The 15,442-nt window shown below is 70.2% G+C and carries 16 protein-coding genes and 1 tRNA gene; 8 read left to right on the top strand and 9 right to left on the bottom strand.

Annotated features, from left to right (window positions below):
• The first annotated feature begins 105 nt into the window (after positions 1–105).
• The 3 genes from ACIRSS_RS23030 (at position 106) to ACIRSS_RS23020 (ending at position 3,063) form a co-directional block, all read left to right on the top strand.
• Positions 106–1,425, top strand: a complete 1,320-nt coding sequence (locus tag ACIRSS_RS23030; protein WP_400898089.1) for a hypothetical protein — start codon at positions 106–108, stop codon at positions 1,423–1,425.
• Positions 1,426–1,435: 10 nt separating this feature from the next.
• Positions 1,436–1,693, top strand: a complete 258-nt coding sequence (locus tag ACIRSS_RS23025) for a hypothetical protein (protein WP_400898087.1) — start codon at positions 1,436–1,438, stop codon at positions 1,691–1,693.
• Between the two features lie 815 nt (positions 1,694–2,508).
• Positions 2,509–3,063, top strand: a complete 555-nt coding sequence (locus tag ACIRSS_RS23020) for a hypothetical protein (RefSeq protein WP_400898085.1) — start codon at positions 2,509–2,511, stop codon at positions 3,061–3,063.
• A gap of 75 nt (positions 3,064–3,138) precedes the next feature.
• Here the strand turns inward: ACIRSS_RS23020 and ACIRSS_RS23015 are convergent, their stop codons facing one another.
• The 5 genes from ACIRSS_RS23015 to ACIRSS_RS22995 form a co-directional block, all read right to left on the bottom strand.
• The gene (locus tag ACIRSS_RS23015; RefSeq protein ID WP_400898083.1) at positions 3,139–4,182 is read right to left on the bottom strand and encodes a tyrosine-type recombinase/integrase; all 1,044 of its coding nucleotides are present in this window, start codon (positions 4,180–4,182) and stop codon (positions 3,139–3,141) included.
• A complete protein-coding gene (locus ACIRSS_RS23010; RefSeq protein ID WP_400898081.1) occupies positions 4,179–4,646 on the bottom strand; it encodes a hypothetical protein in 468 nt (155 codons plus the stop codon). The genes ACIRSS_RS23015 and ACIRSS_RS23010 overlap by 4 nt, the downstream gene beginning before the upstream one ends.
• 140 nt (positions 4,647–4,786) lie before the next feature.
• Positions 4,787–4,870 (bottom strand) — tRNA-Leu (locus tag ACIRSS_RS23005).
• A complete protein-coding gene (locus ACIRSS_RS23000) occupies positions 4,836–6,590 on the bottom strand; it encodes a BTAD domain-containing putative transcriptional regulator (RefSeq protein WP_400898079.1) in 1,755 nt (584 codons plus the stop codon). The genes ACIRSS_RS23005 and ACIRSS_RS23000 overlap by 35 nt, the downstream gene beginning before the upstream one ends.
• Before the next feature lie 36 nt (positions 6,591–6,626).
• Positions 6,627–7,568, bottom strand: a complete 942-nt coding sequence (locus tag ACIRSS_RS22995; protein WP_400898077.1) for an NmrA/HSCARG family protein — start codon at positions 7,566–7,568, stop codon at positions 6,627–6,629.
• A gap of 167 nt (positions 7,569–7,735) precedes the next feature.
• Here ACIRSS_RS22995 and ACIRSS_RS22990 point away from each other — a divergent pair, with 167 nt between their 5' ends.
• On the top strand, positions 7,736–8,515 hold the full coding sequence (locus tag ACIRSS_RS22990; RefSeq protein WP_400898075.1) for a cellulose-binding domain-containing protein: 780 nt from the start codon (positions 7,736–7,738) through the stop codon (positions 8,513–8,515).
• On the opposite strand, the gene ACIRSS_RS22985 is transcribed toward ACIRSS_RS22990, so the two are convergent.
• From ACIRSS_RS22985 to ACIRSS_RS22975, 3 genes are read right to left on the bottom strand one after another with little or no spacing between them, the layout of a single operon-like run.
• Positions 8,487–9,539, bottom strand: coding sequence for a cytochrome P450 (locus ACIRSS_RS22985; protein ID WP_400898073.1), 1,053 nt, complete (start codon positions 9,537–9,539; stop codon positions 8,487–8,489). The genes ACIRSS_RS22990 and ACIRSS_RS22985 overlap by 29 nt on opposite strands.
• A gap of 59 nt (positions 9,540–9,598) precedes the next feature.
• Positions 9,599–9,790, bottom strand: coding sequence for a tryptorubin family RiPP precursor (locus tag ACIRSS_RS22980; protein WP_400898071.1), 192 nt, complete (start codon positions 9,788–9,790; stop codon positions 9,599–9,601).
• Positions 9,791–9,811: 21 nt separating this feature from the next.
• On the bottom strand, positions 9,812–10,702 hold the full coding sequence (locus ACIRSS_RS22975; RefSeq protein WP_400898069.1) for a LysR family transcriptional regulator: 891 nt from the start codon (positions 10,700–10,702) through the stop codon (positions 9,812–9,814).
• 97 nt (positions 10,703–10,799) lie between these two features.
• Here ACIRSS_RS22975 and mdlC point away from each other — a divergent pair, with 97 nt between their 5' ends.
• The 4 genes from mdlC to ACIRSS_RS22955 are packed head-to-tail and all read left to right on the top strand — an operon-like array spanning position 10,800 to position 15,205.
• On the top strand, positions 10,800–12,374 hold the full coding sequence (mdlC, locus tag ACIRSS_RS22970) for a benzoylformate decarboxylase (protein WP_400898067.1): 1,575 nt from the start codon (positions 10,800–10,802) through the stop codon (positions 12,372–12,374).
• Between the two features lie 2 nt (positions 12,375–12,376).
• Positions 12,377–13,804, top strand: a complete 1,428-nt coding sequence (locus tag ACIRSS_RS22965; protein ID WP_400898065.1) for a benzaldehyde dehydrogenase — start codon at positions 12,377–12,379, stop codon at positions 13,802–13,804.
• A gap of 7 nt (positions 13,805–13,811) precedes the next feature.
• Positions 13,812–15,035, top strand: a complete 1,224-nt coding sequence (locus ACIRSS_RS22960) for an MFS transporter (RefSeq protein WP_400898063.1) — start codon at positions 13,812–13,814, stop codon at positions 15,033–15,035.
• Positions 15,036–15,043: 8 nt separating this feature from the next.
• Positions 15,044–15,205, top strand: coding sequence for a hypothetical protein (locus ACIRSS_RS22955; protein WP_400898061.1), 162 nt, complete (start codon positions 15,044–15,046; stop codon positions 15,203–15,205).
• On the opposite strand, the gene ACIRSS_RS22950 is transcribed toward ACIRSS_RS22955, so the two are convergent.
• Positions 15,202–15,375: a hypothetical protein gene (locus tag ACIRSS_RS22950; protein WP_167379575.1), complete on the bottom strand. Its 174-nt coding sequence runs from the start codon at positions 15,373–15,375 to the stop codon at positions 15,202–15,204. The two genes, ACIRSS_RS22955 and ACIRSS_RS22950, sit on opposite strands and share 4 nt — an antisense overlap.
• Positions 15,376–15,442: the final 67 nt, after the last annotated feature.

Below are 15,442 nucleotides of genomic sequence, written 5' to 3'. Positions count from 1 at the left end.
CACGCCTGAGGCAGCACCGGGAGGCTTCACCCCATCGGATCAGTTGTGCTGGCGGGCGCGCGAGGCATTCTTGTGGTGGGTTCCGTGCGGCGGATCGGAAGTGCCATGAAGAAAATTGCTGGATCATTCGTGTTGGTCATGGCGATCTGGAGCATCGCAAAGATCGTCGGGTGGTTTCTCGCCAATCTTCCGCGCATAACGGCGGCGGCTATCCGCACCCTCGAACTGCTTGGCCTGCTCGGACTGGGCCTGGCGGGGGTCCTCGCCTTCTTGCTGGCCAGGCCGGTGATCAGTGATCTTCGCTCGCGATCGAAGTCGAAGCCGAGGAAGCATTCGAAACTGAAGCCGGGCCGCGGGCGACGTGCCGCCAATGCTCCGATCCGAGGCCGTGGCGGAGCTTTGGATCACTCAAGCAGCAGGCCGACCCCGGCGATCAACCACCACGACAATGGCGACGACCAGGCTGTGGTGCCTTGGTCTCTCAGTTGGTACACCCTGCCCCCGGCCTCGCCGGAGCCGATCATCAGTCGGGACCCGGAGCCGCCGCCGGTGACCCTCGATTGCTTCACTGAGATCGGGATCGACCGTGCGGGCGACGGACCAGAACCGCATCCGCTGCTGGCGCTTCCCGAGGAATTCCCCGAACCCGACGGCAGTGCCGAACTGCCGTGCATCACGATCGTCGTCGAACCCCTTGCGAAACTCCCGGCCGGTTTGGACGGCTCGACCGGGAATCGTTCCGTGTGGGCCGGCAAGGTGAACGCCCTGGTGATCGGCGACCACAACCGGGTTTCAGCCACGACCGAGCGGAGGATCGCCATCGGCACGGTCTCGCTGCCGGGCCTACTGGCCAGACAACCGGACCTGATTGGGCAGTTCGCGCGCGCCCTCCATGATCCGGCGGCAGAGCCGGCTTTCAACCGCTCGTTGAGCCGGACGGTCGACGTCATGGGAGTCCTGCGGGATCCCAGCTTCACCGCGAACGGCGCGATCCGGCCCGTTACCCGGACGCGCGGCGGGAAAGTCCGGCTCGGCGAGGCGATCGCCGTGGTGGACGGGGTGGGAACGCGGGCCGTTTCCGAGTTCACGGCGGAAACCAACCGAACTCTGATGGACGGCAACTTGCAGGACCTTCGCGAAGAGGTAGATCTCTCGCCCCCGCCACCTCCGGCGAGACCGGTCAAATCCGACGATATCGAAAGCGTATTGTGGCTTGCGAACGCAACACCTCCCCGAGCCATGTCGGAGACGTCCATGAGAATCAATCGATCAACCAGTACAACGGTTTTTGTTTGTGACCCCGAAGTTGCGGAGGAACCTCATGTCGGCACGGACAAGGCACTTCGTCGCGGCCACCACGGCCACGATCGCCGTTCTTTCCCTCGCCGCTTTCCTCGTGCTGCACAGCTTGGACGAGGCGGATAAATGGTCGAGCGTGCTGACGCTGCTGCTGACCGTGAGCGGTGGCGCTGTATCGGCGATCTTCACCCGCTTCGCGCCCCATGAATCACCTGAAGCACGCACCGCGGCCGGCGGCAACAAAGCGCCGCCTTCCGCAAGACCCACCACCAGCAAGTCGAAAATCCGGGTGAGAACACTGAACGGAGCGCTGGTCAACGGCGACCACAACGAGACTATCGTCAACAGCGGAGAGCTTGAGAGCGGTCCACGTGAGAGCGCGCATGGACTATGACATCGCCGAGCCTGGTGAGGAAGTAGCCGACGGTGCGCAGGGGCTACGGTCGTGGCCGGCAGGTGGTGATGGTGGTCCTGGATTCCCTTCAGCAGCACCGCGATGCCGCGTGATTCCAGCTTCGATCGACTCGCCCGGAGCCTTCGCGCCGGTCGCGTCGAGGAGGTGCAGGCGGGAGAACCGCAGGATGACGACGAGGGCGTCGTTGGCGGCTGCGGCGATGTCCGCATCACCAGCCGTTCCGAGGCACCCATAGGACAAACGGAACGGCCGGGCCAACCGACGCCCAGAAAGAACAAGTACAGCCCTGGCGGCGAACCAGGTCACCTGAAACTAGCACGATGGCTTCAATTCACAATTCCTGATACCAGGACATAGGCGAGGACCGTGATCAGGCCGACCAGTACAATCACTACCTCGAGCCAATACTCCCGCAGCGTCGCCACCTGCTCCCTGCACACCCCGGCTACGTACGCCTTGGCGTTGCAGCGTACCAAGCTCACTGCCAAATCTGTGCCCACACGAAAGCAGCAGCCGAGACCATCTGGGCGAGTTGCACTCAGATGCCTGGGGCGTGTCCGCCTCACGCTCAGCTCGAACGATCCTGACAAGCTGGCGCACTCGACCAGCCGTCGAGACCGCAGCCGATAACGGCCGAACTGAACCGTCCCCCTGCACAACCAACAACTCAAGTTGTCGCGTTGAACTGAGGCTCCGGTGCAGAGTTGGCAGTCAAGCCCATCGCGCGGCATTCTGACACTAGTGATCCGCTTGGATGACCGACGCCCTCCCACGTCAACGCACGTGGAGGCAATGTGTCCACACCGTCCAGCGCCAACGAGAAGGTGGCGACGAGCAGCACTCGCGCTATCAGGACTCCGGCCGACATCCCGTCCAGCTCTCATGTCGTACAGCCCGCCGACCGCATCGTCGAGACGCTCACGATCCCACCGCTATCCAAAACGGGCTCCACGGTCACGGCGCTTCCCGTCCCGCCACTAGAGCCGCTGGTTGACAACTCGACGGCAGGTTTCGCCCTCGTGCGGGTCGACGGCTCAGGCGCCGTTGCATCGAAGGCAGCCATCACGCTGCTCGGCTGGTCTGCGGGAATCCCGATTCGCTACGACATACGTTCGGGATTGATCGTTGTCACCGCGGACCCGACCGCTGGACGGCGGGTGCCGGCGAAGCTGAATCTCGTCTTGCCCACGAAGATCCGTTCTCGTTGCCGTGTGCGCGCCGGCGACCAGGTCTTCCTCGCCGCGCTGCTCGAGCACAAGTTGCTGGTCATCTACCCGCAGCGCCGCCTCTACGACATGGTCCTCGCCTACCACGACACCCTTCAGGTTCAGCCCAATTCCCGCCCCTGATCACCGGGAGCCATACGGCCACACCTGCGAGGTGTTCGCGCGACACGACAGCGGCGCGAACACCCCGCAGGCTGGTCACGCGGGTGCGAGCGGATGTGGCTCCCCGGTCAGGGCGGACAGGGCACTGGCCACTTCAGTGATGTCGGCCTTGACGTAGGTCGTGGTGGTCAGGTCGCTGCCGCTGTCGGCGTGTCCGGCGTAGGCGCGCGCGATACCGATGCCGAAGCGACGTTCGACCCACGTCAGGGTGGTGTGGCGGAGCCAGTGGGCGGTGACACCCATAGCCTTGGCCCAGTCGAGTTCGTTCTGGACTCGGTTGAAGATGTAGTCGTAGCGGCGTTTGGTGATTGGCAGACCGTCGGCGTAGCGCAGCAGTTGTCCATTGCGGTCGCCGTCACCCCGTTCCTCGGCGTGCGCGAGCAGGTGGCGTATCAGTGTCGGCGAGACGGGCTGCCAGCGTTCGGTCTCGCCCTTCTCGCGCAGCAGGATCAGGCACTGTTTGTCGTCGAGGTCGCGGGGCCGTAGGGCCAGTGCGCCGCCGCGACGGCAAGCGGTCTCGACGTGCAGGCGGCAGATCAGCGCGTCGAGTTCCGGGTCGTTGCCGGTGCTGGCCACGACGTCGGAGAGCTCGATGAGCCGGTCGTTGGCCAGGCCGCGCCGGGTGGAGGGGTTGCGGCGCGGTTTGGTGACGCGGATGGCCGGGTTGTTGCGGTCATCGATGCGCTGGTCGTTGACCAGGTGCTTGTAGAGGCAGCGGATGGCGGCGATGAAGTTCTCGGCTGCGTTGCGTCCGCCGCGGGAGTTGCGCCGGACCCGGGCGGTGCGGCGGACGATCTCGGCCTGGGTCTTGATCTCGCTGGCGGTGATGGTGTCCATCCGGCGGCCGTTCCAGGCGGCTTCGGCTTTCTTCCAGTAGGAGCCGTAGGAGGCGGCGGTGCTGGGCGAGACGAGCCCGGCGACGACCGGAATCCAGTCATTGATCGTCGGGACGGGTTTACGGTCGCCGTTCTCGGCCGGTTCGGTGAGCAGGTCGGCGGGGTTGACGCCCAGGCGCGAAAGCAGCAGGCGGGCGGCTTCGAGGTCGGCGGGGTTCGTGGTGGTGGTGGTGGTTTCGGTCATTGGTCCGCCTCCCCAGCGGCAAGGGTGGTGTGGAAGTCGCGCAGCATCGCGTGCACTACGTGTTCGGGGTGCACGACCAGGACGTCCTGGGCGAGGTCGGCCACGAGCAGGACGCGGCTGCCGGCGAGCACGCGGCAGCCGTGGCGGACCGGGGCGGGCAGCACGACATACGGTTTGGTGGTCATCCGGAAGACACCGTCGCTGCGGCGCCAGATCACCGCGGACGAGCGAATCTGCGTGATCAGCAGACGGTCACCAGGTTTCCATTTCAGGGCGGTGACGATGCCGCGGTCCTGGATCCGGCCAGAGGCGTCCAGCAGCGCGGTGGAAAATCGCCGCTGCCCATTCGCGGCCAGGTCCGGCAGCACTGGTATCGGCAGCGGGACGAGGGTTCCGGCCCGTACAGGAGCAGGTTCAGGTTTGCCGGTGCGGGGCGTGAACGTGAGCGGCGCGACGCCGGTCATGACGCACCTCCCCGACAGCGGTCGCACGGGGAGGGCTCGGTCAAGATCAGCGTAGCCGAGTCTGGCCTGGGCTGAACGCCAGAAAGACCCGCCGTGGCGGGCCTGTTACTCTGCGATGCGGGAGATATCCCGTGTTTTTGTGTCCGAGGGGGGACTTGAACCCCCACGCCCGTTAAGGGCACTAGCACCTCAAGCTAGCGCGTCTGCCATTCCGCCACTCGGACCTGCTGAAGAAAGAGTATACGGCGCCTCCCCAGGCCCGTTCAGGGGGGTCTCGATCGACACCTCCGCCGCCTCTGGCATCATCGGGCGGTTTCGGTGGGGCTGCATCGATTCAGCGAACAACCGGACCGGCTCCCGGTACGCGTACCCGTCGGAACCAGCGGCCTCCAGCAAGTGCGTGTCCACCAGGGACTCCAGGAGGAGCGACGTGTCCTGGAGCGGTAAGTCCAGCACCTCCGACGCCGTTGCCGTCGAGAACCTCGGGAACGCCGATAGCCGCTCGAACGCCAACCTTTGCCACGGCGTCAGCTCCGCCACCGCCGACTCGTACGGCCGCTCTATCGCCTGGCACTCCGGGGGCCTGGCCGGCGCTCCCGGGGCCGGGCGGCCCACCCTTCGCAACGCCTCCGCCATCGACCACTCCGGGCGGGATGCCAGCCTCTCTCCGATCGCGCGGATGACCTGCGGGAGACCCGCCGTTCGCGTGGCCAGCTCCTGGGTCGCCGCCGAAGACGACGCCACTCGGTCCTCCCCCACCAGGTGCGCGAGCAGGGCCACCGATTCGCTGACGTCGAGCGCGCCCAACTTTGTCCAGTGGGCGTGCGGGACGTCGTACAAACGCCTGCGCGCCGTGATCAGCACTGCTGGGCCGCCTGGGCCCGGAAGTAAGGGACGGATGTCGTCGCCGGGGCGGGCGTTGTCCAGGACCACCAGTAGCCGACGACCCGTTGTTCGGGTTCGCCACAGGGCCGCGCGCTCGCTCGGCGACGCCGGTAGGTTCGTTACCCCGACTCCGTGCAGGAGCTCGGACAGCGGGTCCGCCGACTCCGCCAAGTCCAGGAACAGCTGGCCGTCCGGGAAATCCGCCGCTCGGGCCACGTGGATCGCCAGCGTTGTCTTGCCTATGGCCGCCAAGCCCTCGACGCCGATCACCGGGAGCGGTGCTCGCGGATTGGTCAGCGCCTCGGACAGCGCTGATGTGAGAGACACGCGGCCGACGAACTCCGGGAGGTCCGGGGGTAGCTGGGACGGGCGGGACGCCGACGGCGCCAGCGACGGGTCCGCCGCCAGGATGCGGCGTTGCATCTCCCGCAGCTCCGGGCCCGGGTCGAGGCCCAGTTCGGACTCCAGCAGGCGCTGCGTCGCCGCGAACAGCTCCAACGCCTCCGCCTGGCGACCCGCGCGGTACAGCGCCAGCATCTGCAGCTCTCGCGGCCGCTCGCGCAACGGCTGCTCGGCGATCAGCTCGCTCAGATCGACGTGCCGGCCGGCCGCGATGTCCGCCGCCGCCAGGTCTTCACGGGCCGTGAAGTGCAGCTGGATAAGGCGCTCGCGCGCTGCCTCCGCGTACTCGCCGTTCACCCCGGACAGCGGCGTGCCGTGCCACAAGTCCAGAGCCTCGCGCGGCGAAGACAAAAGGCGCTGGAACTCCGTCACGTCCACGGAACCGGAACGAATCGCGTAGCCGCCTCCCGCTGACTCGATCGGGACGCCGGCGTGGCGCAGGCGGGACACGTACGAGCGCACCATGCCGATCGCCGCCCGTGGCTCCGCGCCGCCCCACAACGCCGTGACCAGCTGGGATGGCGACAGCGGCGTGCCCTCCTGCAGGAGCAGGATCGCCAGCGCCGCCCGTTGCCGGGGTGGCCCCAGCTCGAGCTCGACGTCGCCGCGCCACGCCCGGACCGGGCCGAGGACTTCGAACCGCACCGCATCGGTCACGCAGAGCGCAACCGGCGGCTGCGGACGCGTATTCCGTCACAGCCCCTCGAACGCCTCCCGCCGCGAAGCGAGCCAGGACGCGAAGTCCTGCAGCCGCGGGTTGAGCTTCCGCACCGCTTCGGGGTCGCGCGCGCCGGCGAACGCGGCTTCGTGTTCGGTGTAGTAGACGAACATGTTCGACAGGTCGTCCGCGCCCGGGAAGCCCGCCGACCGCAGCGCTTCGACGCTCATCGGGCGGTAGGCGACCACCGTGTCGAGCTCCTTGGCGAACGCCGCCGCGTACTGCTCGCCGGTCAGGTTCTCCCCCGAGATGCTGATCGTCTCGCCGGCCAGCGACGGGCCCTGCGCGAAGACGCCGAACGCCGTCCGGCCGATGTCCTCCGCCGCGATGCCCGGCAGCCGCCGGTCGGCCATCGGGAGGTGCAGCGCGACGACGCCGTCGTCGTCGCGGACCGGGCGGAAGAAGTCGAGGAAGGCTTCGAAGTAGAAGGTCGTCGAGAGGAACGTCGTGGGCACGCCCGCCTCGACGAAGAACGCCTCCGCCTCGGCCTTGCTGTCGAAGTGCGGGACCTTGTACCGCTCGTGCAGCGTCGGGACGCGGTCGTCGCGCAGGTGCAGGCGGGTGTCGGGCAGGGTCGACCAGATCACGTGCCGCAGTCCCGCGGCCTTCGCCGCCGCGGCCATCGCGCGTGCCTGCTGCTGCTTGCGTTCGACGGAGTTGTACTCCCAGAACGCCGTGACCAGGTAAGCGCCGTACGCGCCTTCGAAGGCCTTCGTGAGACTCGATTCGTCGTCCAGGTCGGCGGCGACGACTTCGGCGCCACGGGCGGCCAACGCCTGCGCGGCCGCGGAGTCCGGGTTGCGGGTGATCGCCCGGAGCGCGAACCGCCGCTCCGGGTCGTCGAGGATCGCGCGGGCCAGGCCGCCGCCCTGCTGGCCGGTGGCGCCGACGACGGCGATGATCTTCGGGTCGGACATCGGGAACCTCCTGGGGATCGGGCCGGTGGGTTCCGGCCACCGCCCCAGGTAACCGCCGCGGCGTCTGCGTCTCGTGCACGGCGGGTGCACGCGGCGTGCACACGGTTTACAAGGTCGCCCTCGCTTCCTAGGATTCGCCGGTCGGGCCGCAGAACGGGAGGTTCCGGATGGCGCGCGCCGATCGGCGGCGGGACGACGACGAGCTGTCGGTCGCCGAGCTGCTCCGGGAGACGGGGGCGACGCCGCGCTCGCTCGGCGGGCCTCCCGCGGCCGCGCCGCCGCGTGAGGAGGACACCGGCGACGGCTACCGCGAACGGCTCGAGCAGCGCGCCCGCGAGGCCGCGGCCGTCCAGCAGCGGGCCGGCCGGCGGATCCGGTGGATCTCCGCGTTCGCCGGCGCCGTCGTGGTGGTCGGCAGCCTCGTGCTCATCGCGGTGACGTCCGAAAGCGCGCCGCAGCGGCAAGCCTCGCCCCAGGACCTGCTCGCGCCCGCGACGACGCCGCGTCCGACTCCCCCGTCCACCCGGCCGAGTCCGACGCCGATCCCGACCGTGCTGCGGCAAACCGCGTCGTCGACGCCGGCTTCGACCTCGGCCGCTCCCAAGCCACCGCCGCCGGTCGAAGCCGCGACGTGCGTCGTGCGCTTTTCCGTCACCGACCAGTGGAACGACGGCTTCACCGCGGGCGTCGCCATCACCAACAAGAGCGGCCAGAAGCTCTCGCCGTGGACGCTCTCCTGGACGTTCACCGCCGGCCAGCAGGTGACCCACGGCTGGGACGGCGTCTACAGCCAGAGCGGGAGCCGCGTGACGGTGAACGCCGAGTCCTACAACGCCACCCTCGCGCCGGGAGCGACGGTCAGCACGGGGTTGAACGGGGCCTTCGACCACGGAAACCCGGCGCCGACGGCGTTCACCCTCAACGGCGCCCGCTGCGACGCTGGCTGACGATCCGCACGTCGGCCAGCTCAAGCAGGCCGTCGAGCTCGACGTGCGCGCGAGGGCGTCGCGGATCGGGCACCAGCCCCTGCGCGCGGACGACGTCGAGCAGGCGGCTCGCCAGCGGCAGCACGAGGTGACGGCCCCAGCAGCGTTCGCTGACGTGCCCGAACGGCAGGTACCCGGGGTGCCGGTCGGCGTCGAGCCCGGCCCAGCGCCGCGGCCGGAACTCGTCCGGTGCCTCCCACAGCGCCGGTGAGCGGTGGCTCAGCAGCGGCAGCAGCAGGACGTCGTCGCCGGGCGTGATGCGGGCGTCCACCTCGGCGAACTCCGGCGAGCGGACGCGCAGGATGTTCCACGACGGCGGCAGCAGCCGCAGCGCTTCATCGAGGACGTACTCGTTCGGGACGTCGTCGTCGAACGGCGCACCCAGCCACACCGCGTTGGTCACCAGCGCGGCGACGGTGAAGCAGATCGGCGCGGCGACCCGGCGGTAGAGGTACATCCGGAAACGCCGCTCGGCCAGGGTTTCGGCGGCGAGGACCTGCCGGGCGAGCGTGGACAGCTCCGTGTCCGGAGCCGGCCGGCGGGCCAGCGCGGCCCCGGCGGCGACGGCCGACCACGTCAGCTTCGGCGTCAGCGCCAGGCGGCGGTCGACGAGCACGCGGAACCGGCGCGTCTCGGGCCCGAAGACGAATCGGCGCAGGTAGTCATGGGGTACGGCGGGCCACGCCCCGGTGAGGTCGGGGTGGTCGGCGGGCCGCTTGAGCGCGGCCCGGACGTCCGCGCCGAGTGATTGCATCAGGCTCGCGGACTCGGCGCGGGTGACGTGGCGGCCGAGCACCGGCTTGAACGTCGGGCGCTCCTCGGCGTTGGCCGGGCGAGCGCGCAGCACGGCGTCCATCAGCTCCGGATCGGCGATCCCGACGGTGTCCGGCTCGAGGCGGAAGAGCCCGCCGTCGCGGTGCTCACGCAGCAGTTTCTCCAGGCGGGGCGCGAAGACGACCTCGCGGTGAGCGGGAGCGATGACCACGTTCGGCACTCCTCGAAGGGAACGGGGGCCGGTCCCGGTGGCCGGGACCGGCCGCGCGATCAGATCCAGCCGTACCAGGCGTAAGCCTTCAGGCTCTTCTTGGGAAGCGCTTTCTTCACCAGGCGGACGAGCTTCACCGGATTCCTCCCTAGCTCGGGTGTCAGGATCGTGATCGACACTAGGCAGATCGGGATCGGTTCAGCACCAAGCACTACACGTTCGGCCCAGACCTTTCGGCGGGAAAAGGGCACGCGTGAAAAATGCGTGTTAAATCAGCCGAGCACTTCACGCATGAATGTCACAAGCCAATGCTGCGCCGGACTGCGCGCGTGCGTGTGGCGCGTGTACACCGACACCTGCGCCGGCTCGACGTCCATCGGCAGCTCGAACAGCCGGACCCGGTGCTGGGCCGCGAACATCTCCGCCACCAGGCGCGGCACCATGGCCACCAGCTCGCCGTCCTGGACCAGGTACGGCAGGGCCGCGAAGCGCGTCACCTCCAGCACCACGCGGTCCAGGAGCCCGTGCGCCTCCAGGGCGCGGCGGGGGCCGTCGTGGCCGGTCGGGCCGAACACCGTCACGTGGCGCTCGGCCGCCAGCGCGTCGAAGTCGACGCGTGAGCCCAGCCGCGGATGGTCGGCAGCCACCATGCCCAGGTAGCCCTCGGAGAACAGCGGGATCCGGGCCACGCGCTGGGAGCTGATCAGCGGGGAGGCGATGAACGCGTCGATCTCGCCGCGGCCGAGCTGGTCGGCCGCGCGGTCGACGTCCAGCGGGCGGACCGTCAGCGTCACGCCGGGAGCAGAACCCGGCAGCGCCGCCATCAAGCGCGGCAGCAGCGAGATCTCCCCCAGGTCGGACAGGCACAGCGTGAACGCGGCCCGGGCGGTCGAAGGGTCGAACGACCACGCGCCGCTGACCGCCGTCTCGATGCCCGACAGCGCGCTGTGCAGCGGCTCGTACAGCGCGCGGGCCGTCGTCGTCGGGACCAGGCCGCCGCCCGTGCGGCGGAACAGCTCGTCGGAGAACCGGCGCCGGAGCTTCTGCAGGCTGTAGCTGATGGTCGGCTGCGTGACGTGCAGGGACTCGGCCGTCGCGGTGACGCTGCGGGTCTCGTAGAGCAGCACGAACGTGCGCACCAGGTTGAGGTCGAAGTCACGCATCATCGATCCCGTCTATGAATCACCGAGGCAACATTTATTGGAACACACGCCGCGGTCTCCCTAGGGTCTGGTCCAACCCGCCCCAGGAGGACAGCGCATGCCCACCGCCCGCCGGCTCGCCCACGAGTTCCTGCACCGCCGCGGCCTGACCACGATCTTCGGCAACCCCGGCTCCAACGAGCTGCCGTTCCTCGCCGAGCTGCCCGGCGACTTCCGGTACGTCCTCGGCCTGCACGAAGGCGCCGTCGTCGGGATGGCCGACGGCTACGCCCAGGCGACCGGCCGCCCGGTGCTGGTCAACCTGCACGCGGCCGCCGGCTCGGGCAACGCCATGGGCGCGCTGACCAACGCCGTCTACTCGCGCTCTCCCCTGGTGCTCACCGCCGGCCAGCAGGTCCGCGCGGCGATCGGGATGGAGGCGATGCTCGCCAACGTCGACGCCACGCAGCTGATGCGGCCCCTGGCCGCGTGGTCCGGCGAGCCGAGCTGCGCCGACGACGTCCCGCGCTCTCTAGCCCAAGCGGTGTTCGAGGCCGAGCTGCACCGGCGGCCGAGCTACCTCTCCGTGCCCTACGACGACTGGGCCGTGGACCTCGACGCGAACGCCGCCGTGACGCTGGACCGGAACGTCCAAAGAGGACTCGCGCCGACCGGAGCCCAGCTCGACGACCTCGCCGCGAGCCTCGCCGCGGCGAAGAACCCCGCGCTCGTCCTCGGCGGGGACATCGACGCCCTCGGCCTGTTCGACCGCGCCGTCGCGCTGGCCGAGCACCTCGGCCTGCCGACGTGGGTGGCGCCGTCGCCGCACCGGCTGCCGTTCCCCAACCGGCACCCGCTCTTCCGCGGCGTGCTGCCGGCCGGCATCGCTCCGGTTTCGGACGCGCTGACCGGGCACGACCTCGTGCTCGTGCTCGGCGCGCCCGTCTTCCGCTACCACCAGTACGTGCCCGGCGCGTACCTGCCGGAGGGCACGCGGCTGGTCCAGGTGACCGACGACTTCGGCGCCGCGGCCCGCGCGCCGATGGGCGAGGCGCTGGTCGCCGACCCGGCGCCGGTGATCGAGGCGCTGCTGGCCAAGGTGCCGGGACGCGCGTCGACCGGGGACCACGTCGAGACCCCCGAGCCCAAGACAGCCGAAAAGGCGCTGCACCCCGAGCAGGTGTTCGCCGCGCTGCGCGAAACCCAGACCGCCGACACCCGGTACGTCGTCGAATCGACATCGACGAACTCCGCCTGGTGGCGGCAGATGGACCTGCGCCGCGAAGGCTCGTACTTCTTCCCCGCCGCCGGCGGCCTCGGGTTCGGCCTGCCCGCCGCGGTCGGCGTCGCGATGGGCAGCCCGGACCGCCCGGTCGTCGGCGTCATCGGCGACGGCTCGGCCAACTACGGCATCACGGCGCTCTGGACCGCCGCGCACTACCGCGTCCCGGTCACGTTCGTGATCCTGCGCAACGGCGTCTACGGCGCGCTGCGGTGGTTCGGCGAGCTGCTCGGGACGCCGGACGTGCCCGGCACCGAGATCCCCGGGCTCGACTTCACCGCCATCGCCGCCGGCTACGGCGTCCCCGCGACCACCGCCGTCGACGTCGACGACCTGCGCGCCCAGCTCAAGACGACCCCGGACGGCCCGCGGCTGATCCAGGTCGACACCGAACCGACCACACCGGAGTGATCATGACCTTGCTGGACAACGAGTTCCTGAGTGGCAGCGGCGGAACCCACGCCGTCGTCGAACCGGCGACCGGGGAAACCCTGGGCCGGGTCGGCGTCGCGACCCCGGACGACGTCGCGCAGGCCGCGGTCGCCGCGGCGGAAGCCCAGCGCGACTGGGTGCGGCGCAAGCCCGCCGAACGTGCCGCGGTGTTGCGCCGCGCGGGTGAGCTGTGGGAGGCGCACGCCGCCGAGGTGCAGGACTGGATCGTCCGCGAAGCCGGTTCGACGCGGCCCAAGGCCGGGATCGAGACCGAGATGGCGGCCGGGATCTGCTTCGAGGCCGCGGCCTTGCCGACCCACCCGCGCGGTGAGGTGCTGAGCACCGGCGAACCGCGCTGGTCACTGGCCCGGCGCGTCCCGGCCGGCGTGGTGTCGGTGATCTCGCCGTTCAACTTCCCGCTGATCCTGGCGATCCGGTCGGTCGCGCCCGCCCTCGCGCTCGGCAACGCCGTGCTGCTCAAGCCGGACCTGCGCACCGCGGTGTCCGGCGGGGTGAGCATCGTGCGCGTCTTCGAAGAGGCCGGGCTGCCCGCGGGCCTGCTGCACCTGCTGCCCGGGGACGCCACCGTCGGCGCCGCGGTCGTCGACGCGCCCGAGGTGTCGGTCGTGTCGTTCACCGGCTCGACGGCGGCCGGCCGGAAGGTCGGCGAGGCCGCCGCGCGTTCGCTCAAGCGCGTCCACCTGGAACTCGGCGGCAACAACGCGCTCGTCGTGCTGCCGGGCGCCGACGTCGCCAAGGCCGCGTCCGCCGGCGCGTTCGGCTCGTTCCTGCACCAGGGCCAGATCTGCATGACGACCGGCCGCCACCTCGTCCACGAGTCCCAAGTGGACGAGTACGTCGAGGCCCTGGCGGAGAAAGCGCGGCGGCTGCCGGTCGGCAACCCGGCCACCGGCGAGGTCGCGCTCGGCCCGATCATCGACGACCGGCAGCTCGCGCACGTCACCGACGTCGTCGACCGCAGTGTCGCGGCGGGCGCCCGGGTGGTGGCCGGCGGCAAGCCCGACGCGCCGTTCTACCCACCGACCGTCCTTTTCGGACTGTCCGGCGACACCCCGGCGTGGCGCGAGGAGATCTTCGGCCCGGTCGCGCCGGTGCGCGCCTACCGCGACCTCGACGAGGCCGCGCGGATCGTCAACGACTCCGAGTACGGCCTGTCGGTCGGCATCCTCGGCGACGTCGGCACCGCGATGACGCTGGCCGACGAGGTCCGCTCGGGCAAGGTGCACATCAACGAGCAGACCGTCGGCGACGAGCCCACCGCCCCGTTCGGCGGCGTCGGCGACTCCGGCAACGGCTCCCGCTTCGGCGGCGCCCAGGCCAACATCGAGGCCTTCACCGAAACCCAATGGCTGACCGTGCGCGCGGACATCGCGGGCTACCCGTTCTGAGGAAACCATGACAACGACGTCTTCCCGTCCCGTGTGGACGGCGGTCCTCTGCTGGCTGACCGTCCTGCTCGAGGGCTACGACCTGGTCGCGCTCGGCGCCACCATCCCGACGCTGCTCAAGAGCGGCTACCTCGGTTTCACCGCGGCCGGCGCGACCGCGGTCGCCACCGTGTCGCTCGTCGGCGTGGCGGTCGGCGCGGCCTGCCTCGGTCCGCTCACCGACCGGTTCGGCCGCCGCGTGCTGCTCATCGGCTCGGTCCTGCTGTTCTCGCTGTTCACGCTGCTGACGCCGGTGGCGTCGAGCGTCGCGATGTTCGGGGTCTTCCGGTTCGTCGCGGGCCTCGGGCTCGGCGCCTGCATGCCGGTGGCGCTGACCGTGATGTCGGAGAACCTGCCCGCGCGGCGGCGCGCCAGCGCGAGCACGTTCACCATGACCGGCTACCACGTCGGCGCGGTGCTGACGTCGATCCTCGCGCTGTCCGCGAAGGAAGACTGGCACGTGCTGTTCTACGGCGGCGGGATCGTCGGGCTGCTGGCCGTGCCGCTGATGTGGTGGAAGCTGCCCGAATCCGCGGCGTACCTGGCGGCTCGAGAACAGCCCGAGACCGAGCGCGTCGGGCTGCGCGACCTGCTCGGCGCGCGGTTCCGGCGGATCAGCCTCGCCGTGTGGACCGGGTCGTTCATGGGGCTGCTGCTGGTCTACGGGCTCAACACGTGGCTGCCGCAGCTGATGCGGACCGCCGGGTACCCGATTTCGACGTCGATCACGCTGCTGCTGGTGCTCAACATCGGCGCGGTGCTCGGGCTGCTGCTGGCCGGCACGATCGCCGACCGGTTCGGGATCCGGCCGATCGCGCGGATCTGGTTCGGCGCCGGTGCCGTGCTGCTCGCGGCGCTGAGCCTGCGCATCGGCAACGCGTTCGTGCTCAACGCGGTCGTGCTGCTGACGGGGGTGTTCGTGTTCTCCGCGCAGGTGCTGATCTACGGGTACGTCGCCCAGGTGTTCCCGGCGCAGGCGCGGGGCACGGCGCTCGGGCTGACGTCGGCGGTCGGACGGCTCGGTTCGATCCTCGGGCCGTTCGTGACCGGCGCGCTGGTCACCGCCGGGGTCGCGTACCCGTGGGGCTTCTACTTCTTCGCCGCCGTGGCCGCGTTCGGGCTGGTCGCGGTGCTGCTGCTGCGCGGTGAGGCACGCTCTTCGTCGGGGTTGACGTCGGTCTCGGCCGGGTAGCCGCCAGGATGACGCAACCACGTGACGAAGCCGGCGAAGAGGACTCGAGCGGCAATACGGTCGACGTGCCGCCCCGCCGTGACGAGCCGGAAGGGCCGTTGGAGGACGAGGAAGCCCGCGCGCGGCCGGGTCACCCCGGCGCGCACGAGAACTTCCGCGGCGGCGACTAGGCCGTTTCCTCGGGGCGGCGGCGCATCGTGGGCTTCGGGTCCTCGGTGCGCCGGTCGGAGTCCTCGAGCACCTGGCGGGCCTGGGCCTCGGGGTCGGCGCTGTCGGCCGCCTGCTCCTCCGGCAGCAGCTCGGCGCGGGTTTCGGTGCGGTCGGGGATCTTGTCGTCCATGCCGGGGTGGTACCCGATCACGGCGGGACTCAGACACCCAGCCGGCCGACGCGAGCGCGGGCCCGGG

The organism is Amycolatopsis sp. NPDC101161, assembly GCF_044768185.1.
Classification (GTDB): Bacteria; Actinomycetota; Actinomycetes; order Mycobacteriales; family Pseudonocardiaceae; genus Amycolatopsis.
Note: the sequence above shows the minus strand (reverse complement) of the source record. Positions and strands in the feature narration are given on the sequence as shown.

Bases quoted from the DNA above. Each gene is read 5' to 3' on its own strand.
- ACIRSS_RS23030 (WP_400898089.1), top strand. From the start codon at position 106: ATGAAGAAAATTGCTGGATCATTCGTGTTGGTCATGGCGATCTGGAGC.
- ACIRSS_RS23015 (WP_400898083.1), bottom strand. From the start codon at position 4,182: ATGACCGAAACCACCACCACCACCACGAACCCCGCCGACCTCGAAGCC.
- ACIRSS_RS23010 (WP_400898081.1), bottom strand. From the start codon at position 4,646: ATGACCGGCGTCGCGCCGCTCACGTTCACGCCCCGCACCGGCAAACCT.
- ACIRSS_RS22995 (WP_400898077.1), bottom strand. From the start codon at position 7,568: ATGTCCGACCCGAAGATCATCGCCGTCGTCGGCGCCACCGGCCAGCAG.
- ACIRSS_RS22990 (WP_400898075.1), top strand. From the start codon at position 7,736: ATGGCGCGCGCCGATCGGCGGCGGGACGACGACGAGCTGTCGGTCGCC.
- ACIRSS_RS22975 (WP_400898069.1), bottom strand. From the start codon at position 10,702: ATGCGTGACTTCGACCTCAACCTGGTGCGCACGTTCGTGCTGCTCTAC.
- mdlC (WP_400898067.1), top strand. From the start codon at position 10,800: ATGCCCACCGCCCGCCGGCTCGCCCACGAGTTCCTGCACCGCCGCGGC.
- ACIRSS_RS22965 (WP_400898065.1), top strand. From the start codon at position 12,377: ATGACCTTGCTGGACAACGAGTTCCTGAGTGGCAGCGGCGGAACCCAC.
- ACIRSS_RS22960 (WP_400898063.1), top strand. From the start codon at position 13,812: ATGACAACGACGTCTTCCCGTCCCGTGTGGACGGCGGTCCTCTGCTGG.
- ACIRSS_RS22955 (WP_400898061.1), top strand. From the start codon at position 15,044: ATGACGCAACCACGTGACGAAGCCGGCGAAGAGGACTCGAGCGGCAAT.
- ACIRSS_RS22950 (WP_167379575.1), bottom strand. From the start codon at position 15,375: ATGGACGACAAGATCCCCGACCGCACCGAAACCCGCGCCGAGCTGCTG.